The sequence below is a fragment of the Corallococcus caeni genome (genome assembly GCF_036245865.1).
Lineage (GTDB): Bacteria > Myxococcota > Myxococcia > Myxococcales > Myxococcaceae > Corallococcus > Corallococcus caeni.
Map to the genome: position 1 here is coordinate 1,087,248 of NZ_BTTW01000002.1, position 23,441 is coordinate 1,110,688.

The 23,441-nt window shown below is 69.2% G+C and carries 22 protein-coding genes; 12 read left to right on the forward strand and 10 right to left on the reverse strand.

All coding sequences use genetic code 11. The annotated features are described in order from the left end of the window. Positions 1-7: 7 nt before the first annotated feature. Both AABA78_RS12550 and AABA78_RS12555 read left to right on the forward strand, forming a co-directional pair. Entirely contained in the window at positions 8-247 is a 240-nt protein-coding gene (locus tag AABA78_RS12550; protein ID WP_338263208.1) for a hypothetical protein, read from the forward strand. Between the two features lie 292 nt (positions 248-539). After that, the gene (locus AABA78_RS12555) at positions 540-803 is read left to right on the forward strand and encodes a hypothetical protein (protein WP_338263209.1); all 264 of its coding nucleotides are present in this window, start codon (positions 540-542) and stop codon (positions 801-803) included. A gap of 91 nt (positions 804-894) precedes the next feature. Here AABA78_RS12555 and AABA78_RS12560 read toward each other — a convergent pair whose 3' ends face one another. From AABA78_RS12560 to ygfZ, 4 genes are all read right to left on the reverse strand, one after another. Next, a complete protein-coding gene (locus AABA78_RS12560) occupies positions 895-2,334 on the reverse strand; it encodes a hypothetical protein (protein ID WP_338263210.1) in 1,440 nt (479 codons plus the stop codon). Further along, the gene (locus AABA78_RS12565) at positions 2,331-3,698 is read right to left on the reverse strand and encodes a tyrosine-protein kinase family protein (protein WP_338263212.1); all 1,368 of its coding nucleotides are present in this window, start codon (positions 3,696-3,698) and stop codon (positions 2,331-2,333) included. The genes AABA78_RS12560 and AABA78_RS12565 overlap by 4 nt, the downstream gene beginning before the upstream one ends. Next, entirely contained in the window at positions 3,695-4,102 is a 408-nt protein-coding gene (locus AABA78_RS12570; protein WP_338263213.1) for a hypothetical protein, read from the reverse strand. The genes AABA78_RS12565 and AABA78_RS12570 overlap by 4 nt, the downstream gene beginning before the upstream one ends. Before the next feature lie 94 nt (positions 4,103-4,196). After that, a complete protein-coding gene (gene ygfZ / locus AABA78_RS12575) occupies positions 4,197-5,270 on the reverse strand; it encodes a CAF17-like 4Fe-4S cluster assembly/insertion protein YgfZ (protein WP_338263214.1) in 1,074 nt (357 codons plus the stop codon). Between the two features lie 38 nt (positions 5,271-5,308). Between ygfZ and AABA78_RS12580 the strand changes: the two genes are divergently transcribed. From AABA78_RS12580 to AABA78_RS12590, 3 genes are read left to right on the forward strand one after another with little or no spacing between them, the layout of a single operon-like run. Continuing rightward, positions 5,309-5,635, forward strand: coding sequence for a cupin domain-containing protein (locus AABA78_RS12580; protein ID WP_171418199.1), 327 nt, complete (start codon positions 5,309-5,311; stop codon positions 5,633-5,635). After that, complete coding sequence (locus AABA78_RS12585; protein WP_338263215.1) at positions 5,632-7,026, forward strand: vitamin K epoxide reductase/DsbA family protein; 1,395 nt, start codon at positions 5,632-5,634, stop codon at positions 7,024-7,026. Before AABA78_RS12580 ends, AABA78_RS12585 begins: the two co-directional genes overlap by 4 nt. Positions 7,027-7,050: 24 nt before the next feature. Next, entirely contained in the window at positions 7,051-7,437 is a 387-nt protein-coding gene (locus tag AABA78_RS12590) for a translation initiation factor (protein ID WP_338263216.1), read from the forward strand. 60 nt (positions 7,438-7,497) lie between these two features. Here AABA78_RS12590 and AABA78_RS12595 read toward each other — a convergent pair whose 3' ends face one another. Then, positions 7,498-8,505: an isocitrate/isopropylmalate dehydrogenase family protein gene (locus tag AABA78_RS12595; RefSeq protein WP_014399738.1), complete on the reverse strand. Its 1,008-nt coding sequence runs from the start codon at positions 8,503-8,505 to the stop codon at positions 7,498-7,500. 379 nt (positions 8,506-8,884) lie between these two features. Between AABA78_RS12595 and AABA78_RS12600 the strand changes: the two genes are divergently transcribed. Together AABA78_RS12600 and AABA78_RS12605 are read left to right on the forward strand one after the other, a co-directional pair. Continuing rightward, positions 8,885-11,068, forward strand: a complete 2,184-nt coding sequence (locus AABA78_RS12600) for a hypothetical protein (protein ID WP_338263218.1) — start codon at positions 8,885-8,887, stop codon at positions 11,066-11,068. A 99-nt stretch (positions 11,069-11,167) separates the two neighbouring features. Next, a complete protein-coding gene (locus tag AABA78_RS12605) occupies positions 11,168-13,084 on the forward strand; it encodes a HEAT repeat domain-containing protein (protein ID WP_338263219.1) in 1,917 nt (638 codons plus the stop codon). A gap of 1 nt (position 13,085) precedes the next feature. On the opposite strand, the gene AABA78_RS12610 is transcribed toward AABA78_RS12605, so the two are convergent. Continuing rightward, complete coding sequence (locus AABA78_RS12610; protein WP_338263220.1) at positions 13,086-13,871, reverse strand: DUF2270 domain-containing protein; 786 nt, start codon at positions 13,869-13,871, stop codon at positions 13,086-13,088. A gap of 173 nt (positions 13,872-14,044) precedes the next feature. Between AABA78_RS12610 and AABA78_RS12615 the strand changes: the two genes are divergently transcribed. Next, positions 14,045-16,096, forward strand: a complete 2,052-nt coding sequence (locus AABA78_RS12615) for a hybrid sensor histidine kinase/response regulator (protein ID WP_338263595.1) — start codon at positions 14,045-14,047, stop codon at positions 16,094-16,096. Between the two features lie 117 nt (positions 16,097-16,213). After that, positions 16,214-17,470, forward strand: coding sequence for a tetratricopeptide repeat protein (locus AABA78_RS12620; protein ID WP_338263221.1), 1,257 nt, complete (start codon positions 16,214-16,216; stop codon positions 17,468-17,470). A gap of 1 nt (position 17,471) precedes the next feature. Here AABA78_RS12620 and AABA78_RS12625 read toward each other — a convergent pair whose 3' ends face one another. Together AABA78_RS12625 and AABA78_RS12630 are read right to left on the reverse strand one after the other, a co-directional pair. Beyond that, positions 17,472-17,981, reverse strand: coding sequence for an O-acetyl-ADP-ribose deacetylase (locus AABA78_RS12625; protein ID WP_338263222.1), 510 nt, complete (start codon positions 17,979-17,981; stop codon positions 17,472-17,474). After that, complete coding sequence (locus AABA78_RS12630) at positions 17,978-18,595, reverse strand: DUF4230 domain-containing protein (RefSeq protein WP_338263223.1); 618 nt, start codon at positions 18,593-18,595, stop codon at positions 17,978-17,980. The genes AABA78_RS12625 and AABA78_RS12630 overlap by 4 nt, the downstream gene beginning before the upstream one ends. 96 nt (positions 18,596-18,691) lie before the next feature. Here AABA78_RS12630 and AABA78_RS12635 point away from each other — a divergent pair, with 96 nt between their 5' ends. Further along, complete coding sequence (locus AABA78_RS12635; protein WP_338263224.1) at positions 18,692-19,294, forward strand: 2OG-Fe(II) oxygenase; 603 nt, start codon at positions 18,692-18,694, stop codon at positions 19,292-19,294. 4 nt (positions 19,295-19,298) lie between these two features. Here the strand turns inward: AABA78_RS12635 and AABA78_RS12640 are convergent, their stop codons facing one another. Further along, entirely contained in the window at positions 19,299-19,823 is a 525-nt protein-coding gene (locus tag AABA78_RS12640; protein WP_338263225.1) for a hypothetical protein, read from the reverse strand. A gap of 255 nt (positions 19,824-20,078) precedes the next feature. Here AABA78_RS12640 and AABA78_RS12645 point away from each other — a divergent pair, with 255 nt between their 5' ends. Then, positions 20,079-20,783 (forward strand): hypothetical protein, encoded by a 705-nt coding sequence (locus AABA78_RS12645; RefSeq protein WP_338263226.1) that lies wholly within the window; start codon positions 20,079-20,081, stop codon positions 20,781-20,783. 76 nt (positions 20,784-20,859) lie between these two features. Here AABA78_RS12645 and AABA78_RS12650 read toward each other — a convergent pair whose 3' ends face one another. Then, positions 20,860-22,392 (reverse strand): hypothetical protein, encoded by a 1,533-nt coding sequence (locus AABA78_RS12650; protein WP_338263227.1) that lies wholly within the window; start codon positions 22,390-22,392, stop codon positions 20,860-20,862. Between the two features lie 171 nt (positions 22,393-22,563). On the opposite strand from AABA78_RS12650, the gene AABA78_RS12655 reads away from it, so the two are divergent. Continuing rightward, positions 22,564-23,310: a hypothetical protein gene (locus AABA78_RS12655; RefSeq protein WP_338263228.1), complete on the forward strand. Its 747-nt coding sequence runs from the start codon at positions 22,564-22,566 to the stop codon at positions 23,308-23,310. The last annotated feature ends 131 nt before the right edge of the window (positions 23,311-23,441 follow it).

The following is a 23,441-nucleotide window of genomic DNA, read 5'->3' on the forward strand; positions in this document are numbered from 1 at the left end:
AACCCCCATGAACCTCATTGAACCCATCATGCTCGTGGGGGCGGCCATTGGAGGCGTGACGGGCGCGGTCTGGGGCTTCGGGTCGGGAATCGGCTGGGCGGCGGCGGGCCTCGTCGGAGGTGTCGTCCTGGGCCCCATCCTCTTGCTGCTGCTGCTCGTCCTGGCGATGTTGATGACGCTGTTCAGGGAAGGGCCACGCGCGATGCTGCAGGCCCTGTGGAGAAGGCGTCCTCCAGAGCGCCCCTGAGCGGCCTCTGGCATATTCTTGTGCCACCATGACATCGCCAACGCAGCCCCTGGACTGGGAGGAGTTGGAGCGCCGCGTGGCGTCCTGGGACCCGCTCCCCGACCCGGTGCTCTGCCCCGATTGTGGTGGCCCGGTCCGGATTGAGTACGTCCACAGGGAGGTGCTTGCGTCCGCGAGCATCCAATGTGCGGGATGCCCGCAGGACGTCAGGCTTTGCCGGTTTCCCGCCAGGGCGAAAGGGGGGACGCACTCAGAGGCAGCCCCTCCCGTCCCTGGCGCACGGCGGCTTCTGGTGGTCGAGCAGACCTTCGACATCCAGGGGCGCGGCATCCTCGTCACCCCTGATGTGGATCTGGGAGCGCGGGCCCAGGTGGAGTTCACCGTGGTGTTGCGGCGTCCGGAGGGTGACGTCCGGGAGGCTGTCGCGCTCGCGCAGGTTCCGCTCGGCACGTTCCGGTCACGGCCTCAGCACGTGCTCTGTTTCCGCACGCTCTCCAAGCAGGACCTTCCCGCTGGCACGGAGGTGTGGCTGCTCGGAGAGGTGGATGCGTCCTGAAGGGGCGCTTGCACACTATTTAGTTTCCTATGAGTAGAAACAGCCTCCTGGCCCTTATGAAAGAGCCAGGAGGCTGTATCGAGATGACATCTCATCGGGCACGTGCGGCTCCTCCTTTTCGGAGGATTCCGAACCCGTAACGATAGATATCAGGAACATCTATGCGCCCATCAGGTCTAATGCTTATTACTCCTAGTCTTACTAGCTCATCAACAACGGCGCGACCATCTGTGGAAAGCCCAGGCTTTTCGTTTGGTACCGGGTGACTGACGTCCTCAATAACTTCGTCCGGGTTTAGGAGTAGTCTTCGCCCTCTTAGGTTTTCAAGACGAACCACAAGCTCATACTCTTCCTTGATTTCGCCGACGCGAGTGCTTGATGTCTCTTGTAGGGATTCAAGCAGATCTTGAGGCGTTATTAGGCGTAGACCGTTTCCAAGAGGATGTTTTGATGCTTCTCGCCCAGCAAAGCCAATTAGGCAAAGCATTGATCGAGGGACAATTCGACCTTGAGCATCTTGTAGGTGATTGGGTATCCATCGATAGGTATACCCTTTCTTTGTTCCAGTACCCATCACCTCCCCGGCTAGAAGTGTTGCAAATCTGTGCTGAGTAGTCTCAGGCATTGGCCCCGGGTACCAGCCAAATTCACCGTGCTTCGTGAGCTCTACGGCATGTCGACCAGTTGCAAGTCGGCTGAGCCATGTGTGGAGGTCCTCATCTTGCGACATGTGGCGAACAACAGCTCGGTAAAGCGATTCAACATCCCATTCGATCGAAACCGAGCGGGCACGAAGCTTGCTGGCATCGGGAAATCCAAGCTCTCCCGCGTCAAGTAGATCATCTCTGAGGAAAATCTTCGCGCGCAATTGACGGTAACGATTTGAGTAAGATAGCCAAAGCGCCAATAGCGCCCCGACGTAGCGCCGACGAACGCTGGGATCAAATGAGCCAATTCGATCGAGATGGTCGTAGGTGGCAAATACTAGCTGTTTCTTCAAGGAAAGCGCGCGCTCGGCTTGATCTAGGGCTTGAGAGACCTGTCCTAGGTGGGCTTGTGCTACAGGTACCCAGGACTGCAAGTCTGTTCGATGCTGCATCCATGCATTTCGCACCTGCTCTGGAACCGAGACTAGTGTGGGCATTTCTTCGCTGATGCGAAGCAAAAGGTGCGTCATCCAGAATGTTCGAAGTGCCTCGCTGCTTGCTTCTTTTCCGTATTGATCTAGTGGGGTTACATCTGGATGTTGATGTGACTGTGAGAAGGCTTCTATCCATTTGGCATCTGGAATTCTGTCGTCGTTTATGAGTCGCCTAAGTTGCTTTGGCCCATCTACCGCACTCAGGAGTCTGAATAGCGCGCTCTTGCCAGCACCACGGCCGCCGCGAATGATTACGATTTCTGGCCTTAAGGCCAAGGCGTGGGAAGGAAGTGGCAGGAAGATTTTCTCAAGGTCCACTGTGTTCTCAGACTCTCGATGGGAAAGCTTTTCGAGGGCCGTGAGGAGTTGCAGTCTTTCTTGGGACTTCATGGCAGTGTCTCCTCCGGTGCATCGTCGCCTGAGTTGGGTGCTGGCTCAGGGGTGCATAGTTCCTTGATTCGGAGTAGTAGTTGCTGGTGCTGATCGGAGAAAAGGCTGTCCCTTACTGATGACAGGCTTGTAAAGCGCTCAAGATCTGGATTCTGCCGTAGGGGCCATGGCCAATGTGCAGCTGTCCTGTCTGTTGGGCCCGGGGGGTCTTCTTCGTATATGTGGGTGCAGAAACTATCGTAGACTCGCGTTTGAAATGTATCAATCTCTTTCTTGCTTGGTTCTGATTCTGGATCCCGAGGGGCGAATCCATGAACTATAATGCACCTTAGGTCCTGAGCGTCTTTTCGGATGCCCAGTGCTTGGATTGCAATGTCTAGGCCGCGAAACGACTGTTCAGATGCTCTGCCGACCAAGACGTCGACATGCGAGACGCCATGGAGTGACAGACCTGCGAGGTCGTGCAGTCCTGCTCTCGCATCAAGGAAGATGAAGTTCGGCTTTAGGGCGCTGCGAACTTTCAATACAAGCGCGCGCAGGGCATCCTCGACTGGACTTGATTTGTTCAGTTCTCCCGGTGTGTCATTAATGAAATCAAGTCTTGCTAGTTTTTCTAGGTAGTTGATGTCGAGGTTCCCAGCGGGGATTACATCAACCTGAGTGGCATCTTCGGCGCCAAGTGCTTGAGCAGGGGCATAAAGGTCATTTGTGTCAATTGATCCTGTGGCAAAGAAGTCTACGATCGCATCGACTGCGCCTCGTTGTGTCTCTGCTTCCAAGAGAGAACCCAGTCCTGGGGCTTCTAGGTCTAGGTCGATGATTGCTACACGGTTTCCTTCGCGTGCGAGTTGCCACGCGCACGACACCAGGGATGTTGTGCGGCCTACTCCGCCTTTAAAAGAGTAAAAGGTTACTAAAGGAGGGGCTCCTTTTATTAGTGGCCAAGGTGGGGTGAGCTTATTTGACTCAAGCCAGCTATGCTTCGAAAGTCTTCGCTCAAGTAGGAACCAACGACTGCCCGGTGGTGTCATCCGAGTGCCAGAAACAGGGTCTTCATAAGAGCAGTTCTGCCAAGGCTGAGCGGAACTTAGTATTTCCTTGGCAATTCTTGCGCGCTCCCCTGGTCCAGTTGTTGTGAGGATGGGCGGAACAAAGAATGACTTTAGTTGGCTTGAAAGCTTGTTTTCGAGTGTTGTGCAGAAGCTGCTGATGCTTTCTTGCGTTTGGTTTGCCTGTGACTCCAGAATTAACCGAATGCGGCCTCGAAGATCTCGCACCGCGCATGCGCGTTTGAAATCTGAAAAACCGCTGCTCTGTTCACAGATTTGCAGCAGGGAGGGAAGCGCTCGATCGAATGTTGTCATGTGAAGAGAATCGCATCCAGACGGCCGTCTGCCCAAAGTGCGGAGGCAATCGAGTCAACGGCTGCGCGTGCCTCGGAAATGAGTTCCATCGTGTTATTTTGAGAGTGATGCCCTGTTTGAGCATAGCGGCATTGAGGATCCCACTTTGCGAGTGCCGGGTAGCGCTCGGCCCAGTTTAAAGGGTTGTAACGCCTAGCAACTGGATCAAGATCTAGAGCTAATTCAATTAGTGGATCTGCGGCTTTGCCAAGCAGGTGGCCTAGTGGCTTGTCAATCCAGCGGGCATCGAGCGTCGCTTTTCTGATGCACTCCGGGCCAAATCCGGCAAGATGATAGCTTTGGTCTAGTGAGCGAAAAGGAGTTGCAGCCTCGGCTAGGTGTTCTGCGTCACGAATATGCCTCAAGGCTGCGGATACTAGCTTGTGAGCTCGTGGTGATAGTTTTTCCATAGAACAGGGTCGCTGGAATTTATAGGCTTGTGTGCCTATTGCAGAGGTCTCACGACGCTGCGGTGAAGGGCAGGGCGGCCACCGTGACGGTGCCCGCGCCTTCCCCGCCCAGCGTCAGCTCCGTGCCCGGCTCCAGCGAGTCGCGGTGCACGTAGCCCAGCGCCACCCGCTGCCCCTTCACCGGGGACGTCACCACGCTGGTCACCCAGCCCACCTTCTTCTCCCCGCGGCGCAGCTCCGTGCCGGGCGCCACGTCCTTCTCACCCAGCAGCAGCCCCGCCAGCTTGCGGTTCATGTGCCCGCGGAAGGTGGCCCGGGCGATGACCTCCTGCCCGATGTAGCAACCCTTGTTGTAGGAGATGGCGTTCGTGAGGTTCGCCTCCAGCGGGATGGTGGTGTCCACCATGTCCTGCCCGTAGCGCGGCACCCCCGCCTCCACCCGCACCCGCTCCAGCGCGTCGAACCCCGCCGGCTTCACCCCGCCGACCCCGACGAGCGCCGCCCACACCGCCTCCAGCCCCGCGCGCGGCACCAGGATATCCACCCCGGACAGCCCGCCCGGCAGCGCCGTCCCCAACAGCCACACGTCCTGACCGGCCAGGGTCGCCTTGCGGCTGGACAGGGGGGCCGGGAGCTCGAAGGGGCCGCCCAGGGCGGCGGCCAGCGCCTGGGCCGTCCGGGGGCCGAGCAGCTTCAGCCAGGCCTGGTCCGGGGTGCCGTCGTGCAGCTCGGCGTCCTCGGAGATGAGGTACTTGTCCAGGAACTCCCGGACCTTGGCGCCCAGGCCGGGCTCCAGGTCCAGCAGGAGGTCGTCCTCCCGCTTGAGGATGCGTGCATCTCCCACCATGGCGCCCTTCACCGTGATGAAGGCGGCATAGGCGGCCGAGCCGACCGGGAGGTTCTTCACCTCCTGGGTGACCATGCCGTGGAGGAAGGAGGCGCGATCCTCCCCCGTTATCCGGAGGATTTCGCGGTAGGACGCATCGTGCAGTGCCACGGCGTCGCGCGCCGCGCCATACTCCGCGCCCACGTCTCCATACCCGGCCACGACTTCACGGCCGCCCACCGGAATGAAGCGGGCACCCACCCGCTCGTGAACAAAATGCAGCGTCAGCGGTTCCATGCCCGTCGCTATATAGAGGCGCAGGAGCGGATGCCACGATGGATGTGAAGCAGCTTTCGGCCTTCCAGGGCTTCTCGACAGAGAAGCTCCAGAAGCACACCGTGTTCCAGTCCGGTCGCTTCTTCCTCGACGTCTACTGCCTGGCCCCGGGCCAGGCGCAGAAGCCCCACCGGCACGCCACGTCCGACAAGGTGTACCTCGTGCTGGAGGGGAGCTGCCGCTTCCGCATCGGCGACGAGGAAGCGGCGCATGGCCCCGGCTCCACCCTCTTCGCCCCCGCGGGCACCGAACACGGCGTCGTCAACGACGGCCCGGACAACGCCCGCCTCCTCGTCCTGATGACCCCGCCTCCGGAGCACGCATGAGCAAGAAGGCCCCGACCCCGGCCGCCCCCGTCCCCACCCGTGGCGCACTCGCGCTGCTGGTGCTGGGCCTCCTCACCAGTGGGCTCGCCGTCTATCAATGGCTGGAGCTGCTCACGGTGCGCGCGGGCGGCTCCACCGCCTGCAGCATCAGCGAGACCGTCAACTGCGCCACCGTCTGGAACTCGGACTTCGCCAGCGCCGTGCACGACACGCTGGGCATCCCCATCGCGGGCATGGGCCTGGTGTGGGGCCTCGCCGCGGTGGGGCTCTCCGCGCTGTACCTGGCGTGGGCGAAGGCGGGCCGCTCCGTGCGTCCGGCCGCCAACGGCCTGCGCCTGCTGGCGCTCGCGGGCGTCGTCTCCATCATCGTCTTCGCCACCGTCAGCGCCCGGCTGGGCGTGGTGTGCCCCACGTGCATGGGCACCTACGCGCTGGTGCTCGTCTTCACCGGCGTGGCGTGGCGCGGGCTGCCCGGACCCCTCCTGCCCCAGGCGGGCGAGTGGGGCGACACGCTCAAGTGGACCGTGGGCCTCTCCGCCGTCGCGTTCGTGGCCATGCTGATGCCCGGCCGGGCCACGCCGCACGCGCAGAAGGCCGGCGCCTTCCTGCCGCCGGTGGCCTCCGCCCAGGCCCAGCCGCAGGACAGCGCCACGCCGCCCGCGCCCCCGCCGCCGGCCACGCTGGACGCGTTCCTCGCCAGCCTGCCGCCGGATCAGCTCCAGTTCCTGTCGGACGCGCTGGCCATGTACCGGGCGGCGCAGCCGAAGCTGGCGGCCTATCCGCCGCGCAACCTCTTCGGGCCGGCGGACGCGCCCGTGAAGGTGCTGGAGTGGACCGACAGCAAGTGCCCCCACTGCAAGGCGCTGGTGGAGGAATTGGCCCTCATCAAGCAGCACGCCCCCAAGGGCATGCTGTCCGTGGAGGCGCGGCAGTTCCCGCTGGACGGCCAGTGCAACCCGGCCATCCCCAACCGCGGGCCGGACGCGCTCAGCGTGCGCTGCGCCGCGGCCCGGGCCACGGTGTGCCTGGAGGGCGCGAAGGACTTCTGGACGCTGCGCGAGAAGCTCTTCGCCGCGCAGGCCTTCCTGGACACCGACAAGGTGATGGAGATCGCCAGCTCCGGCTCCGTGGCGCGCCCGCAGCTGGAGGCGTGCATGACGGCGCCGGAGACCATCGGGAAGCTGCGCCAGGACGTTGAATACGCCATGCGCTACAACATCCAGGGCACGCCGCTGGTGCTGGTGAACGGCCGCGAGGTGCCGCCGTCCGCGGCGCTCATCTACGCGCTGGTGCTGGCGAGCGGCAACCCCGACGCCCCGGCCTTCAGCACCCTGCCGCCTCCGCGCTCGCGCGGCTCCGCCGGGGGCCACGAGGGCCACGCCCACCCGTAAGGGCGGAGGGAGCCGAAGGACGCCATGGGCAAGCGCGACAAGAAGGACGAGGCCCCGCCGCCGGGGCCCTTCAACAACCCCTTCGCCGCCCTGTCCGCGCAGCGTGAAGCGCTGCCCGTGGGGCCGCCGCCTCCTCCTCCCCAGGGCTCGGCGCCGAAGCCGGAGCCCAAGGGCCCCGCGCGCGCCGTGGTGCGCATGGAGCGCAAGGGCCGGGGCGGCAAGGAGGTGACGGTGGTGGAGCAGCTGGGGCTGCCCGCGGCCCAGCTGGACACCTGGCTCAAGGCGCTCAAGGGCGGCCTGGGCTGCGGCGGCGTGGTGGAGGAGGACGCGCTGGTGTTGCAGGGCGACCAGCGTGAACGGCTTCCCGCGCTCCTGGAGGCGCGGGGCGTGCGCAAGGTCATCGTCGGCTGAAAACACGAAGGGGGCCGGAGGAAACCCTCCCGCCCCCCTCAAGCGCCGCGCGGAAAAGGATTACAGCGCGGCGATGATGGCGTCGGTGAACTCGCGCGTGGTGGCGCTGCCGCCCAGGTCGCCGGTGCGCACCTTCGACTCGCCGCCGTAGACCTTCTGGATGGCGTTGGCCATGCGCTGGGACGCCTCACGCAGGTCCAGCCACTCCAGCATCATCACCGCGGACATCATCAGCGCGGTGGGGTTCGCGATACCCTTGCCCGCGATGTCCGGGGCGGTGCCGTGCACGGCCTCGAAGACGGCGGTGCGCTCGCCGATGTTGGCGCCCGGCACCATGCCCAGGCCGCCCACCAGGCCGGCGCACAGGTCGCTGACGATGTCGCCGTAGAGGTTCTCCAGCACCATCACGTCGAAGCGGGTCGGGTCCTTCACCAGCTGCATGCAGAGGTTGTCGACGATGACCTCGTCGTAGGCGACCTCAGGGAACTCGCGGCTCACCTTGCGGCAGCAGTCCAGGAAGAGGCCGTCCGACAGCTTCATGATGTTCGCCTTGTGGATGGCGGACACCTTCTTGCGGCCGTTCTTCTTCGCGTACTCGAAGGCGAAGCGCGCGATGCGCGTGGAGGCCTTCTCCGTGATGACCTTGATGGCCTCCACGACGCCCGGCACCACGATGTGCTCCAGGCCCGCGTAGAGGTCCTCGGTGTTCTCACGCACGACCACCAGGTCCACGTTCTCGTAGCGCGTCTTGACGTTGGGGACGCTCTTCACCGGGCGCAGCGACGAGTACAGGTCCAGCCGCTTGCGCAGGCCCACGTTCGCGGAAGGCAGGCCGCCGCCCACGACGGTGCCGGTGGGGCCCTTGAGCGCCACGCCGCTGCGCAGCACCGCCTCCACCGTCTCGTGGGGCAGGTTGGTGCCGAACTTGGCCACGACCTCCGTGCCCGCGTCCTTGAACTCGAACTCCAGGGGGACCTTGAGGGCTTCCAGGACGCGGATGGTGGCCGCCGAGACTTCGGGACCGATGCCGTCGCCGTTGATGACCGTCACAGTGCGCGTGTTCGCCATGGGGGCGGTTCACACCACAAATCCGGGGGGGCCGGAAGGGCGAAAGCGGCCGGGATTCACCCCGGGGCATGGCCCCCATCAGCCCGGGTGGGCCGTCCGGCCGCCCGGCGGGGGGCCGTGGGGGAGGCGTGACGGCGGAGACCGGCGCGGAGGCTGGGCCTGGTTCGGGGGGGCGGACGTGTATCGCGCCCCGGACGTCTGTCGTTGCCTTCCAGGCAACCGCGGTTCCCTCCGTTTGTGGTCTGCGCGTCCTCACGGCGCCGGGCAATCCCCCGGGGCTCCCTCTGGAGCGCGGGAGGGAGGGGCGCGGCACGCGTCGTGCTCATGGGCCGCGGCGTTCGGGCCATGCCGGCCCGTGCGCACCCCCGATGAGGCTTCCATGAGCTTGCGCAGAACCCCTGTCCGGCTGTCGCGCCCCGCGCGCTGGGCCCTGCTGTCCACCCTGACGCTGGCGGCGCCCCAGGCGCTGGCGGCCTCCTGCCCCCAGCCCACGCTGACCGAGTGCTCCAACGTGGACTACCGCGCTTCCGCGTGCGGCCAGGAGAACGACTCCTATTGCCAGGGCCTGATGGAGTCCGAGTGGAAGGCGCGCTACACGGCCGCGTCCAAGCGCACCGCGCTGCTGCCCGACAGCATGGGCGGCGGCGTGGAGACGGTGGCGGTGCAGCCCAACGCCGTCCTCGACACGCTCTTCTCCGGTTCGGATGAGTCCATCGTGGGCCAGGTGCAGCGCGGCCAGGTGCTGGCGCGCAAGGGCTACAAGAACCTCACCAAGGTGGAGGTGGCGTACGACAAGCAGCGCCAGGAGTGGGACGCCAACGGCCTGCTGGAGCGCTCCTGCCAGGAGTACGCGCACGAGAAGCACTACGACTACAGCCGCTTCGAGCAGAACGCGGGCCGCTTCGGCGACGACTTCCGCGCGCTGTTCACCGCGGCCTACGGCTCCGGGGGCATCGCGGAGCGCACGCTGTTCAGCAAGGACGGGGTGAAGCAGGCCCCCATCTGGGACGGCAAGACGCGCGTGGAGAAGAACGCGTACTTCCGCTTCGTGCCGGGGCCGTACCCCAAGGGCGCCAAGGCCTACGAGTTCACCTCCGAGGCCGCGCAGAAGGCGAACAACGTGGAGGCCCGTCAGGCGGTGCTGCCCTCGGACGCGTGGCATCTGACCATGAGCAAGGCGCTGAGCAAGGTCGCGGACGACGTGCTCAACGAGTCGCAGCAGCGCCAGGAGGCCTTCTCCGCCCTGCTGGACCGGCGCAACGCCGCCTACGCCAGCTGGCAGCGCGAGTCGGAGATGCTGCGCAGCCGCGACTTCAGCACGGTGGAGCTGGACGAGAAGACCGCCGAGCAGCTGTACGGCCTGGACAAGGCCCTGGAGGAGTCGCTGGTGAAGGCGGACGCCGAAGGCTGCCTCGTCACCGACAAGACCACGGCGTGTGACTGGAGCCCCCGCCGCTACAAGGCCATGGTGGACGCGGTCATGGTGCCCCGCCGCGAGGCGGACCTGCGCCAGTGTCTCACCGTCACCGGCAACGACTTCGGCGCGGAGAGCTTCATCCGCAACGCGGACCGGCTGAAGATCAAGGGCCTGGACCAGAAGGACTACACGCTCAACCCGACGCTGGTGGGCTCGTACTCCCGCATCCTGGCGGAGTACCTGGCGCAGCAGGCGGCGAACCAGCAGCCGCCCACGAACCCGGTCACCATGACCAAGCGCCAGGGGCAGGACTTCTCCGCGGGCGGCTACGCGGGTGACAACAACTTCGGCGGTGGCTATTCGCTGCGCGCGGGCTGGGAGATGTCCACGCCCGGCTCCGCGTTCACCGGCAACTGGTGCGACACCAACGCCAGCATCTTCAGCGAGCTGGGGCTCTACGCGAACGTGTTCAGCCCGACGCGCAGGGAGATCGCCTACCTGACGGGCCGCGCGTCCACGCAGCCCTCCGCCATCCGCGCGGAGCTGAGCGCGCGCGTGCTGGGCAACCCCGTCTTCACGTTCGACCAGTCCTACCCGGCGCGCTTCACCTTCGTGGAGCGCAAGCCCTTCGTGGACAAGGACGCGGCCAAGGCGAGCGCCACCTTCATGGTGTGGTTCATCCCCGTGACGGTGAGCGGAGGCCTGTCCGTGGAGGTGGGCATCGTCGCGTCGATGGGCGGCGCCCTGGGACGCGACTGCACGCGCAACCTCATCACGCTGGACCTGCTGGGCAACATCGGGCCCTACGCGTCCGCCAACGGCTTCGTGTCGCTGGCCATCGGCATCCCGGGCCTCCAGATTGGTGTCCGCGGCACGCTGACCATCCTGCGCTTCGAGCTGCCGCTCCAGGGCCGCATCGGCGTCGCGCTGAGCTCGCCCACGCACCCGACGAACCCCAACACGCTGTTCCTGGGGCTGGGCACCAGCCTGAACTTCACGCTGCGCTCGCTGGACGGCCGGCTCTCCCTGTTCGCGGAGCTGGGCTTCCTGAAGGCGGAGTTCCCCATCGTGTCGTGGCAGGGCATCGGCACCAGCGCGCAGCTCTTCAACGACCAGCATTACCTGCCGCTCGCGCAGCTGTACTGAGCCGCGCGCGCTCTCGCAGGACCCCCGGGGCTGGCTTCCACGGCCCCGGGGGAGTGGTGCCCCACCTTCTTCGACTTTTCTTTTTTGCGGGAGTGTTTCATGCGTCGCTCGACCCTCGTTCGTGGCGTGGCTGGCCTGGGTGTCCTGGTGTGCCTGGGGGCGCTGCCCTTCTGGCTGTCCGAGTCGTCCCCGTCCGCCGCGACGGTGCAGGCCTCCGAGTCCGTCCACCGGCTGCCGCTGTTCCGCTGGCGCGTGGGCGAGGCGCACACCTTCCACCTCGTCTGGGATGACCTGACGCGCGTGGCGCTGCCCATGCCGACGCAGGACGCGAAGGCCCAGGAGCTGGAGGGTGTGCTGCACCTGGACGGTGAGTTGACGCTCCAGGCGCTGGAGACGCGCGCCACGGGCACCCGGCTGCGCCTGACGCTGCGCCGGCTGGCGCGGCACGAAGCGGTCCTCTCCGGACAGGCGCTGTTGCCCGACGCGGCGGCGCTCCAGGCCCACCTGCCGGACACCGCCAGCGCGTGGCTGGAATTGGACGCGCGCGGCGCGCTCCAGGCGGTGCGCTTCTCCGAGGCGGAGCCGCCGCTGTTCCGTCAGTTCGCGCAGACGCTGGCGGCGGAGCTGTTCCCCTCCGAGCTGCGCGATGAAGCGTCCTGGACCGCCACCGAGTCCACGCAGACGGGCGACGTGGAGTCGGCGTTCGCCTTCGAGCCCGGGGACAGCTCGCGGCTGACGCGCCGCAGGTCGCGCTACCAGAGCCTGCGCGCGGCGGGCGCGGCGACGGTGGCGAAGCAGGAGCTGGGCTCGCTCACGACCTTCGACCGCGACGCGGAAGGGCGCCTCGTCGCCATCAGCCAGGACGAGGTGCTGGACGCGCTGGGCACGGACGGGCGCGTGCTCCTGTCCAAGCGGCTGCGCCTGCGGCTGACGTACCAGTCGAGGCAGATGCAGCCCCTGCCGCCGTCGGACGAGCAGAAGTGGGTGGTGCGCACGCCGTCGCAGGTCGCCTTCGAGTTGGATCCGGAGACGGCTGCGCTGCGCGGCCAGGCGGACGGGATGACGGTGGACGAGCTGCTGGAGACGCTGGAGGACGCCAGCGGCCCGGACGCCATCGCGGGGCTGGACGTGTTCGCGCGGCGGGCCATCGCGGCGCTGACGCTGGAGCCGAAGCGCTGCCAGGAACTGGCGCGCCTGTTCCTGAAGCCGGGCACGAAGCCCGCCATGCGCGAGCTGATGCTGGACCTGCTGGTGGGCGCGGGCCACGCGCAGGCGCAGGCCACGCTGCGCACGCTGCTCCTGTCGAATGAGGCCCGTGAGCACGCGGGCGCATACGTGATGATGGTGCAGCGCGCGGGGTTCCTGACGAAGCCGGAGCCGGAGACGGGCGCGATGCTCAACGGCCTGCTGGAGCGCGCCCGGACGGAGCACGACGTCCCTGTGGAGCGGGCGACGTCGTACGCGCTGGGCGTCTGGTCATCGCACCTGGACCCTGGCTCGGCGGAGGCGCGCGCCGCGGTGCGGACGCTGGAGACCGCCGTGGCGCAGGCTCCGGGGGACGAGGCGCGGGCGCACGCGCTGCGCGCGATGGGGGGCACGCGGGCGGAGCGGCTGATGGACGTGGCGTCGCCGCACCTGCGCGCACAGTCCCCGGACGTGCGCGCCGCCGCGGCGGACGCGCTGCGCGCCGCCCCGCAGGAGCTGGCCACGCGGCTCTTGCTGGACGCGCTGGAGACGGAGAAGGACCGGGGCGTGCAGCGGGCGCTGCTGGACGCGCTGAACACGCGGTCCCTGGACGCGGGCGCGCTGGAGCACCTGCGGGCCTGGGTGGTGGCCGGGGGGCTGGCGCCAGGAGAGGAGCCCGCGCTGCTGGCGGTCGCGGCCCAGCACCTGGAAGGGGGCACGCCCGTGTTCCAGATGCTCCAGGCGATCGCGCTGCGTCCGGACCTGCAGGCCCCCACGCGCGCCCGGGTGATGGCGCTGATGGCGCAGGTGGGCGCGCAGCTCGGCGGGTGACTCAGTGGTCGAACGGGGCCGGCGGGCGCGGCGGGTTGGCGCGGGCGCCCGGGGGGCGCGGGCGCTTGCGGCGCTGGATGGCGTAGGGCCGGTAGAAGGCCTCCCAGAGCGCGGCCCGGCGTCCACGCGGCCGGGTGCGCAGCTCGCCCAGGGGCGCCCGGATGAAGAAGGACGCGGTGAAGAGGTACGCCGCCGCCACGGTGAGGAACAGGAGGGACGCCATCACCACCGGGCCGGGAATCCAGGCCACGTGCGCCCGGTCCACGAAGTCCCCGAAGTCGCGCGGCGGCCGCGGGTGGCTGTAGACCTTGAAGAACCAGGTCACCAACAGGACGATGAGGATGGGGCCGTACGCGCGGTTGAGCCGCGTCGCGATGGCGGACACCAGCGACAGCTGGATCTGCGGCCGGGACATCTCCACCGCCAATTCGCGCAGCGCGTCCGGATCCACCGGCTCGCGCCGCAGCATCGGCGCCCACCAGCCGTCCTCCAAGAGGCGCACCCGGCGGTTCCACAGGTCGTAGTAGCGGTAGCGCCGCGCCTCGATGAGCAGGAAGGACACCACCATCCAGATGCCCACCAGGAACGTGACGTGCGAGCTCTGCGGCGTCGCGAAGCCGAAGGAGATGACCGCCGCCGTCGTGGTGAGCGCCCAGTTCGTCGTGGTGTCCAGGCGCGTGCGCCAGGTGTCCGAGCGGCTCAGCTCGCCACGAAAGAGCTGCGCCATGGCCTGCTGCGAGACCATGGGCTGCTCCAGGTCGTTCTGCCTCCGCTCCTTGACGCTCATCCGTGCCGGGGAAGGTGGGGACGAACGCCCCCTTCGGCCAGGGCGGCCGGGCAGGCGGGCCCTCGGCGCCTTCCGCACGCCAGGGCTGTGGGACGCCGGACATTCCCACGCCGGGTGGGCAGGGGGGACGGGTGGCTGGACGCCTGGGGCGTGCGCATCGTGCGCCCTTGAGCGTGCCTTCCTCCGATACCGCCATCGCCGCGCTGTCAGGCCTGCTCTCGGACGAGGGCGAGCGCATCACGCGCCTGTGGTCCAAGCGCCTGCGCGCGGAGACGTACGAGGTGGAGGTCCCGGGCCGGGACCTGCGCGCGCCGCTGCGCCATCTGCTGGATGAGCTTGCCCGCCTGCTGGAGAGCCGGGGCGAGGACGCGGTGCGGCTGTGGCCGGAGGTGGTGCGCTCGCACGGGGCCTTCCGGTACGACCAGAACTTCGAACCCGAGGACCTGACGCGCGAGTTCAAGTCGCTCCAGGAGGTGCTGCTCTACGTCTACGCGCGCCGCAACGGGGGCGTCATCGACGCGGACGTCGCGGAGCTGGTGTCGGAGCTGGTGTGGGAGGCGGACGCGTCCGCGCAGGCCTCCTACGCGCGCGTGCTCAAGACGGAGGAGGTCCGCTTCCGCGAGGCGGCGGTGATGGAGTCGGTGCTCAACCACGTGGAGGTGGGCATCCTGCTGGCGGAGACGGACGGCATGGTGTCCTTCGCGTCGCCGCCGGTGAGCCGCCTGATGGGCGTGCCCATGCGCGCGGTGGTGGGCGCGCGCGCCGCGAGCACGCTGGGGCCCGTGCTCACCCAGGTCAACGCGCGGCATCCCACGGGGGAGCCCTTCAAGGTCCATGACATGCCCTTCCTGCGCGCGCTGCGCGAGAAGGCGCCCGTGCGCGGCGTGATGATGCAGGTGGAGCGGCCCGGCGGTGGGGACGCCACGCTGGAGATGAGCGCCACGCCGGTGTGGGAGGAGGACCAGGTCCTGGCGGGCGTCATCCAGACCTTCAGCGACCGCACCGAGGCGGCCGTGAAGACCAAGGCACTGGAGAACGCGCACGACGAGGTGCGCAGGCTCCAGGGACAGCTCCTGCGGCGCACCCGGCAGCAGGCGCTGGGCCAGCTGGCGAGCGGCGCCGCGCACGCGCTCAACAACTTCCTCAACGTGCTGCGGCTGCGCATCACGCTGTTGCAGCGCGAATACAAGCCGGAGCACGTGGAGGCGCTGGACAGGACGGTGCGCCAGATTGGCGAGCTGGTGGCGCGGCTGCAGGAGTTCAGCGTGCAGCGCACCGAGGAGCGCCTGGGCAACGTGCCGGTGGACCAGACGGTGCGCGAGGCCCTGGAGCTGGCCCGGGGGGAGCTGGAGCAGCGCGAGCACCCGGTGCACACGGAGCTGGACCTGGGCTTCCCGTGGGGCGTGAAGGCGGATGCGGGCTTCTTCCGCGAGCTCATCGTCAGCCTGCTCCTGTCCGCGCGGGACCGGATGGAGGCGGGCGGCACGCTGGTGGTCCGCACGCGTCCGGCCGGGGACGCCTGGCTGGAGATGCGCCTGGAGGACGGTGGGCGGCCCTACGCGCAGGACGAACTGGCGGGCCTGTTCGACCCGCTGCGCCGGGACCCGGGGGCGCCGCAGTTCTCGCTGTTCCTGGCGGTGGCGCGCACGCAGGTGCAGCGCTGGGGCGGAGACCTGACGGTGGAGAACCGGCGCGACGGCTCGGGCGCGAGCTTCATCGTGAGGCTGCCGCGCTACAGCGACGTGTCGGCCGGGGCGCCGCCGCCGTCCGCGAAGCCGATACCGCAAGCGCCGGGAGGGGTGCCTCGCATGCCGGCGCGCGCGCGCCGCGTGCTGGTGGTGGACGACGACCTGGACAACGCGCGGATGATGGCCGAGGTGCTGGGCGAGGAGGGCTACGACGTGCAGGTGGCGCACAGCCCGGAGGTGGCCCTGCGCATCTGGGAGAAGCATCCGTATGACGCCGCGCTGCTGGACGCGGTGATGCCGGAGATGACGGGCTGGGAGCTGGCGCGCGAGCTGCGGCAGCGCACGCCCCAGGCGCTGCTGGCCATCGTCACCGGCATGGACGTGCGAGGCCAGAACCGCGCGAGCCTCGCGCAGGTGGACGCTGTCTTCCGCAAGCCCATCGACGTGGGCGCCCTGGATGACTTCCTCTCCCAGACCCGGGGCGAGGAGGAGCCCGAGCCCGCCGAGGAACCAGGCCCGCACGACGCCACGCATTGATGGGCGGGAACGTTCGCGGCCTCCCACCCGATGCGGCCGCAACCTGTCCGACAGTCGGACAGGTTCGGCGGGAGGACGGCGCTGGGCGCTCCCGGCGTGGGCCATTAGAGTCCGCGCGTGATTTCCCCGGCGGAACTGGAGCGCCTGCGCCGCAAGGTGGAGGCGGGTGAAGTGCTCGGCGGCTCGGAGCTGGACGCGCTGCGCGCCGAGGCCGCGCGCACTCCCGGGCCCACGCTGCGCCTCACCCTGGCGCATGCCCTGGTCAACGCGGACGCGGAGCGGGAGGCCCTGCCGTTGATGCAGGCCCTGCGGCGCGACTTTCCCAGGGACCTCCAGGTGCGCCTGGGGCTCGCGCGAGCGCTGCTGGGCCTGGAGCGGCACCGTGAAGCGGAGGCCGAGCTGCGCGAAGCGCTGGTCCTGAGCCCCGGCGACCCGGAGGCCCTCAAGGTGCTGGCCGTGCTCGCGCTGCGGCAGGGGGAGGGCGCGCGCGCCCGCGCCTACGTGGCCGAGGCCGTGGAGCGCGACCCCTTCGACGCGGAGGCGAAGCTGCTGCGCGCGGAGCTGGAGGCCGCGGACCTGCCTCCGCCTCCCGTGCCCGAGGAGCAGGTGCTGCGCCCGGAGTTCACCGCCGCGCTCACCGCAGCGCTGGGCCGCGCGGGCGTGGCCTTCCGGCGCCAGGGCCGCGACCTGCTGGTGAAGCTGGCCTCGGGTGGCGTGGGCCGCGTGGACGTGGGCTCGCTGTATGCCGCGTATCGCGAGGCACCAGGTTCGCAAGGGCTCACCGCGCACGTGGAGGCGCTGGCCTCACGGCTGGGCGGGCTGTCCTCCGGAGTGGGGCCCACGGGGGTGTCATTGGATGCACTGCGCCCCGTGCTGCGGCCCTCGGGCTTCGTGGCGGGGACCCAGGGTGCGCTGTTCCGGCCGGGGCCCGCGGGGCTGGAGGTCTTCTACGTGCTGGAGGACGCGGAGTTCATGCGCTACCTGCCGGCTTCCGCGCTGAAGGACGCCGTGCTCACGCTCGACGCGGTGGACGCGGCGGCGTGGCACAACCTGGAGCTGCGTCCCGCCGACGTGCGGCCCGTCGTCATCGACCACGGCGAGGTGCGGCTGGCGGAGGCGTTCTCCGGCATCTGGGCGGTGACGGGCGGCGACGGCCATGACGGCGCACGGCTGCTCACGAAGTCGCAGCGCCGCAGGCTCGACGCGGCCACGGGCGGAGGCCCGCTGCGCGTGAGCCTGGGCCGGCGCGAGGTGGCGCTCCTGTGCCGCGAATCGGACGGTGATTCGGTGCGGAGGCTGGCCGCGCTGGGGCACGCGCCGGATGGCGTCCCCGGCGTGTTCCTGCTGGAAGGGGACGCGCTGCGGAGCGTGTGACCTATGCGCCCAGCGCCTGCTGATACACCTTCAGGTCCTTCTCGCTGAAGAGCACCACGGTGACGCGCTCCAGCTCCGGCCGCCGTTCCAGCGCCGCGCGGATCTCCCGCAGCGCGATGGGGGCTGCCCGTTCGATGGGGAAGCCGTAGACGCCCGTGGAGATGGAGGGGAACGCCACCGTGCGCAGCCCGTGCTTCTCCATCAGCGCGAACGCGTTGCGGTAGCACGAGGCCAGCAGGGCGTCCTCGCCGTTGCGCCCGCCCTGCCACACCGGGCCCACCGCGTGGATGACGTGGGCCGCGGGCAGCCGGTAGCCCTTGGTGATGCGCGCCTGCCCGGTGGGACAACGGCCCAGCGTGAGACACTCCGCGAGCAGCTCCCGCCCCGCCGCGCGGTGGATGGCGCCGTCCACGCCGCCCCCTCCGCCCAGCGAGGAGTTGGCCGCGTTCACGATGGCGTCCGCCGTGACGTGCGTGATGTCTCCCTGGATCAACTCCAGACGTTCCGTCATCCCGCGCTCCCCACCGGCAAGGTCTCCACGAACCGCACCTCGCGGAAGCCCAGCGTGAGCAACAGGCCCCGCAGCGAGCGCTCCGCGGACTGTCGCGCCTTCTCCTGGAGGCGCCGGTCCTGCCGCACCTCTTTTTCAAACGCCAGACGCGCCTTCTCCAGCAGCTGCGCCGTCTGCGCGCTGTCCAGGTTGGAGTCGATGACCTCCGTCTCCCCGGGCCGCAGCGCCACCGTCACCTGCATGGGCGGCAGGAGCACGTCCACGCGCGTGCCCACGGCGTGCAGGTGGCTCGAGTCGAAGCGCTGGAAGTCGAACCCCAGGTGCGCGTCCGCGAACACGATGGCTCGGCCGTGCGGGTCCTGGAGCGTGTAGCTGGCCCACAGCAGCACGTCCTTCCACAGCGCGTCCGTGGCCTGCGGCTCCGGCGTGAACGTGACCTTCTTGTAGAGGGACACGTCCAGCGTCTCCAGCCGGGCCACCTCCCGCATCTGCTCCACCACCGCCGCCGTGTCCGGCAGCCGGGGGGCCGCGGGGCGCAGCAGCACCCAGGCCCCCAGCGCGCCGAGCGCGACCGCGGCGACGAGGGACAGGGCTCGCGAGACGTTCTTCGCCATGGGCGGGAAGTCTACCCGCTTCCGCAACGGGGGCGTCCTGGGGCAGCGTGTCGGACGCGGGCTTCCAGACAGGCGCCCGGGAAGGGGAGTCGCACGGTGGAGCTGACGGACGCGGAGGTGGAGGCCCTGGGCTCGCGCGGGTACTTCGTGCGGGATGGCTTCCTCGGCGAGCCCCAGGCCCGGGCGGTGCGGGCCGCGGCGCTCGCGCGCGTGGAGGCCGGGACGCTGAAGCCCGCGGGCATCCGGCGCGGCGCGGACCACTCGCTCGACACCTCCGTGCGCGGCGACCACATCGAGTGGGTGCTGCCCGGCGCGGCCCCCGAACTCGAAGCCCTGTGGCACCGCTTCCAGGCGCTGGGGGAGGCCGTGTCCTCGGGCGCGTACCTGGGGCTGGGGCGCTTCGACGTGCAGCTCGCCTGCTACCCCGGCGGCGGTGCGCACTACGCCCGTCACCGCGACGCGTTCCCCGGCCAGTCCAACCGCCGGCTCACCGCCATCTGGTACGCGAACGCGGACTGGAAGCCGGAGCACGGCGGCGTGCTGCGCCTCTTCCCGGAGGACACCGGCAACCCGGTGGAGGTGGCGCCGGTGCTGGACCGCCTGGTGGTGTTCCTGAGCGAGCGGCTGGAGCACGAGGTGCTGCCCGCCCACGCCTCCCGCCTGGCCCTCACCGCGTGGTTCTACGGCCGGGGCACCTGAGCCGCTAGCCCGCGTCGAACGCGCTGCCCGCATCGACGGACGGGACCGGGCCCGCGTCGTATCCCGCGTCCTGCGACGGGCCGGAGCCCTCCAGCGTGCCGATGATGTAGATGTCGCCCGTTCCGGTGCCCGGGCAGTTCTGCTGATTGCGCTTCAGCTGGAGCTGCGCATACGAAACCGAGCCCGGGTACACGTCCACGGCCGCGCTGCCGGCGTACACCTCCCGCCCCGCGCCGTTGTAGGCCCGCACGTCCACGATGCGCCGCGACCCGACGGGGATGTTGCTCAGGTAACCCTCGATGTAGCCATTGCCCACGTACAGGGACTGGGGAGGCGTGGGCGGCAGGTCCTGCGCGGTCACGGTCGCCTCGGCCCCCACGACCCCGCACGCGTCACCCGCGAGGGAGATGCGCATCTTCACGGACTCCGTGCCCTCGGCGTTCTCGGGCTCGTCCGTTCCGGCACCGCAGGCCGCGATCATCAGCGCGCAGCTCGTCCCCAGCACGACTCCCCATCGGCTTCGCTTCATGTGGTCCCTCTCCCGGGCGGCGCGTCGTCCGCGCGACCTTGAGACACGCACCCCGTGCGGGTTGGGACATGCACCGTGACGAAAGTCCCGGAGGGCAACGGCGCGCGGCGGAAATGGACCGGAGCCTGCCTGCTCCACGGCCAGCCCGGACCGGGGCGGATTCCACGGAGGAACACCTGCGTCCGTGGCGCCTGTCGCGTGGCGGGGGCGTGTCTAGGTTCTTCCCCAGTCATCTTCGTACGGGGGATCGAGAGCATGTTCCAGAACAGGACGAAGCGGCATTGGATGGTGGGGCTGGCGGTGGGGGCGTCCATGACGTTCCTCGCCGGCTGCGGCGGCGCGAAGGCCGCGCGCGTGGACGACAAGATGATGGCGCGCATCCCCGAGGATCAGCTGGGCGAGGTGCGTGACGCGCAGCTGGCCCGCACGAAGGCCGCCGACAACGTGACGCGCGCCGAGGTGGCCGTGCGCGACGCCGAGCGCGCCGCGGAGGTGGCCCGCCGCAACGGCGACGCCGCCGAGAGCCGCATGGAGGCGGAGCGGGCCGCGGTGAAGGCCGCCGAGGCCACCGGCCAGCAGGCCCCCATCGCCCAGGCGAAGGCCAGGCTCGACGGCGCCCAGGCCGGCCGCGCCGCCGCCGACGCCGAGGTGGCCTGGCACGAGCGCAAGACGGACACCGCCAAGGCGGAGAAGGACCTGCGCGACGCGGAGCTGAAGGTGGCGGACGCGGAGCTCAACCTGGCCCAGTACAAGGCGCTGGAGCGCAGCGGCGACGTGCGCGCCAAGGAGATGTCCGAGGCGAACTACCTGTCCGCCGTCGCGGACGCCAAGCGCGGGGTGGAGGACGCCCGGCGCCAGGTGGGCGAGCAGAAGCGCGTGGAGCAGGACGCCCGCGCCCAGTGGCAGCGGCTGCGCTCGCAGGCCCCGCAGGGCTACGGCGGCAGCGGCGACGCGGACTGACGCTCCCGCGTGAAGCGCGAAACGGACGGCCCTGGGCATCCACGCGGACGCCAGGGGCCAGTCCTCTCGCGAGCGGCTACTCCACCTTCAGGGTGGCGGCGCCCTTCAGGTCGCGCTGGAGCGTGAGCCAGAGCGACTGGCCCTCCGCGTCCACGGACGCGAAGTAGTCCGTGCCCGCGGAGAGGGGCTGGCCGTCCAGGGTGACCTTCGCCGGAGCGGTGGCGGCCGTGTAGCCGTGCACCACCAGCATCGGGTGCGCGAGCGTGCGGCCCGCGGTGTCGAACGTCAGCGTCACGCGGTTGGAGGCGGCGTCCGCTTCCCACGTGGCGTAGACGGGGTTGTAGCCGGCCACGTCATAGGGGACGGCGTCCGTGCGGCCCACGCCGCCAGGGCCGCGCGTGCGCACGGTGCCTTCGGAGGCGGTGAGCTTCACGCCCTGCCAGGCCTCCACCTCCGACACCAGCGACAGCACCGGGCTGGCCGCGTGCGTGCCCAGCACCATGAAGACGGAGTAGCTCTGGTAGGGGTGGCCGGAGAGCATCACGCCGTCGTCGCCCAGGCGCGGGTACTGCGACAGGCCCACCGCGCCGAAGTTGCTGCCCCACGCCAGCCGGTGCGAGTTGGTGACGGAGGGCAGCTCGTACTGGTTGAGCTGGTAGGCCCAGTTGTAGTCCAGGGGCATGGGGCCGCCAGCGTGGCGGGTGCCCCACTCCGGATACAGCCAGTAGCCGCCGGCGGGCTTCTGCTCCCACGTCTGGGTCTGCACCGCGCCCATCTCCGCGTCCGGTGCGGCGGTCCACATGCGCGTGTAGGGGACGACGTTGGGCTCGCGGTAGTCCCAGCCGGTGTTCATCGTCACGGGGGAGGACAGCGTGACGAAACGGTAGCGGTCGCCCCAGCCCAGGCCGGCGATGTCCGTGTTGGCGTTGCCGTCGAAGGCCAGGTCGCCGTAGGGCGAGCGCACGTCGGCCTCAATCTGGTTCGCGGGGAAGCCAGACGCGTCGTGGGTGATGGCATACAGCGGGTGGTCCCGGCCGGTGGCGAAGAGGTACTGCACGGTCACCTGCACCACGTGGCCGTCCAGCGACAGCGGCCACTTCAGCTCATGCAGCGCGTGGTGCGCGCCCTTGAAGACGATGCGGCCGGTGCCGCGCACGTCCTGCGTCCACGCGCCCCACGACGGGCCTTCCTTCAGGTGACTGGTCACCATGCCCCAGCCGGGCACCTGGGGGTTCTGGCCGTCGCAGATGCGCTCGGCGCCCGCGACCTCGTAGGTGTAGCGGCGGATGTAGCCGCCGTTCCAGCCAGCGGGGTCCGCGGCGTCGTTGCGCACGAGCGACACGGAGCGCACGTGGCAGTCGCGGTCGCGCCAGACGTAGCGGTCCGTCTTGAAGCCGCCCAGGTCCTTCGCGCACTGCAAGCGCAGCGGGGCGCAGGTGCCGCTGGCCGGATCCGCGGTGGTGTTCTCCGCGCAGGGGTCCGTGACGGGGTTCTCGTCGGGCGGAGCGTCGTCACCCGGGCGCACCTCCTTGCTGCCACAGGCGGTGAGGCCCAGGGCCGCCAGCAAGGCCACGGCGTGTCGCGCGAAGGGGAGGGGTCGGAGGGGCATGGTCGCTTTCGAAGGAGTGGGCCCACGGGCTTTGCCACCCTCACGCACGGTGACGCAAGCCTCCACCCGGAGCGACAGCGGGTTTGTTCCCGGGAAGCAGTCGGGCAGTCGGGCGGTGGGCGGCCTGGAGGAGGGGCCCCGGTGTCTCAGGAGGGTGTCCACCCTGCTGACATGGCGAACGTACGGCAGCTCGTCACGGTAGGCGTCGTGGGTCTCTTCGCGGTGCCCGCGGTCGCGGAGGAGGGGGTGGAGGGGCGCGTGCAGGAGTTCTTCCTGGGGGATGGCGCGCCCCCGCAGCAGCGTGGCGAGGTGCAGCTGGGCACGGGGCTGGAGTGGACGCGGCAGGAGGGCGAGACGCGCTTCGAGGTGCCGGTGCTCGGCGAGTACGGCCTCAGCGACCGGATCCAGCTGGAGGCGCAGGTGGCGCTGACGACGCCGGAGGATCCGCGCGGGTTGGACACGGCGGAGGTGGGCGTCGGGCTGGCGCTGGTCAATGACAGACAGCGCGGCTTCACGCTGAGCCTGGGCATGGACGTGGAGGCCACGCGCGACCTCGCGGACGACCGCTTCCGCCCGGGCTTCGAGCCGTACCTGCTGGCGTATCAGGACGTGGGCCCGGTGGGCTTCAACCTCCAGCTCAAGGCGGAGCAGTTGCCCGGGGTGCGCGGGCTGGGGAGCGAGCTGCATCCGGACCTCGCGGCCGGAGCGGTGCTGGCGTTGGGACCGCTGCGGCCCATGGTGGAGGCCGGCTGGAGGGACGAGGACGGCACCTCCACGATGCTGCTGTCACCGGGCCTGATGGCGCGTCCCATGAAGTCCCTGGAGTTCGGAGTGGCGGTGCCCTGGAGGCTCCACGCGGGCGGCGAGCGCGACGTGGGCGTGATGGGGATGCTGATCTGGCAGGGCGGTGGGGCGTAGCGGGAGGGCGTCGCTCAAGCGGGGTCCAGGGACCCGGTTCCTTCCTCTTCCTCCGTCATTCCGATTCGCGCGTTTGGAGTCGGCCCGTCCTGGCGCCGTGGCGTAGCACGGCTGGCCATCGCCTGACGGGC

Excerpts from the sequence above, each read along its gene's own strand:
- AABA78_RS12550 (WP_338263208.1), top strand. The coding sequence starts at position 8 with ATGAACCTCATTGAACCCATCATGCTCGTGGGGGCGGCCATTGGAGGC.
- AABA78_RS12560 (WP_338263210.1), bottom strand. The coding sequence starts at position 2,334 with ATGAAGTCCCAAGAAAGACTGCAACTCCTCACGGCCCTCGAAAAGCTT.
- AABA78_RS12565 (WP_338263212.1), bottom strand. The coding sequence starts at position 3,698 with ATGACAACATTCGATCGAGCGCTTCCCTCCCTGCTGCAAATCTGTGAA.
- ygfZ (WP_338263214.1), bottom strand. The coding sequence starts at position 5,270 with ATGGAACCGCTGACGCTGCATTTTGTTCACGAGCGGGTGGGTGCCCGC.
- AABA78_RS12580 (WP_171418199.1), top strand. The coding sequence starts at position 5,309 with ATGGATGTGAAGCAGCTTTCGGCCTTCCAGGGCTTCTCGACAGAGAAG.
- AABA78_RS12585 (WP_338263215.1), top strand. The coding sequence starts at position 5,632 with ATGAGCAAGAAGGCCCCGACCCCGGCCGCCCCCGTCCCCACCCGTGGC.
- AABA78_RS12590 (WP_338263216.1), top strand. The coding sequence starts at position 7,051 with ATGGGCAAGCGCGACAAGAAGGACGAGGCCCCGCCGCCGGGGCCCTTC.
- AABA78_RS12595 (WP_014399738.1), bottom strand. The coding sequence starts at position 8,505 with ATGGCGAACACGCGCACTGTGACGGTCATCAACGGCGACGGCATCGGT.
- AABA78_RS12600 (WP_338263218.1), top strand. The coding sequence starts at position 8,885 with ATGAGCTTGCGCAGAACCCCTGTCCGGCTGTCGCGCCCCGCGCGCTGG.
- AABA78_RS12605 (WP_338263219.1), top strand. The coding sequence starts at position 11,168 with ATGCGTCGCTCGACCCTCGTTCGTGGCGTGGCTGGCCTGGGTGTCCTG.
- AABA78_RS12610 (WP_338263220.1), bottom strand. The coding sequence starts at position 13,871 with ATGAGCGTCAAGGAGCGGAGGCAGAACGACCTGGAGCAGCCCATGGTC.
- AABA78_RS12625 (WP_338263222.1), bottom strand. The coding sequence starts at position 17,981 with ATGACGGAACGTCTGGAGTTGATCCAGGGAGACATCACGCACGTCACG.
- AABA78_RS12630 (WP_338263223.1), bottom strand. The coding sequence starts at position 18,595 with ATGGCGAAGAACGTCTCGCGAGCCCTGTCCCTCGTCGCCGCGGTCGCG.
- AABA78_RS12640 (WP_338263225.1), bottom strand. The coding sequence starts at position 19,823 with ATGAAGCGAAGCCGATGGGGAGTCGTGCTGGGGACGAGCTGCGCGCTG.
- AABA78_RS12645 (WP_338263226.1), top strand. The coding sequence starts at position 20,079 with ATGTTCCAGAACAGGACGAAGCGGCATTGGATGGTGGGGCTGGCGGTG.
- AABA78_RS12650 (WP_338263227.1), bottom strand. The coding sequence starts at position 22,392 with ATGCCCCTCCGACCCCTCCCCTTCGCGCGACACGCCGTGGCCTTGCTG.
- AABA78_RS12655 (WP_338263228.1), top strand. The coding sequence starts at position 22,564 with ATGGCGAACGTACGGCAGCTCGTCACGGTAGGCGTCGTGGGTCTCTTC.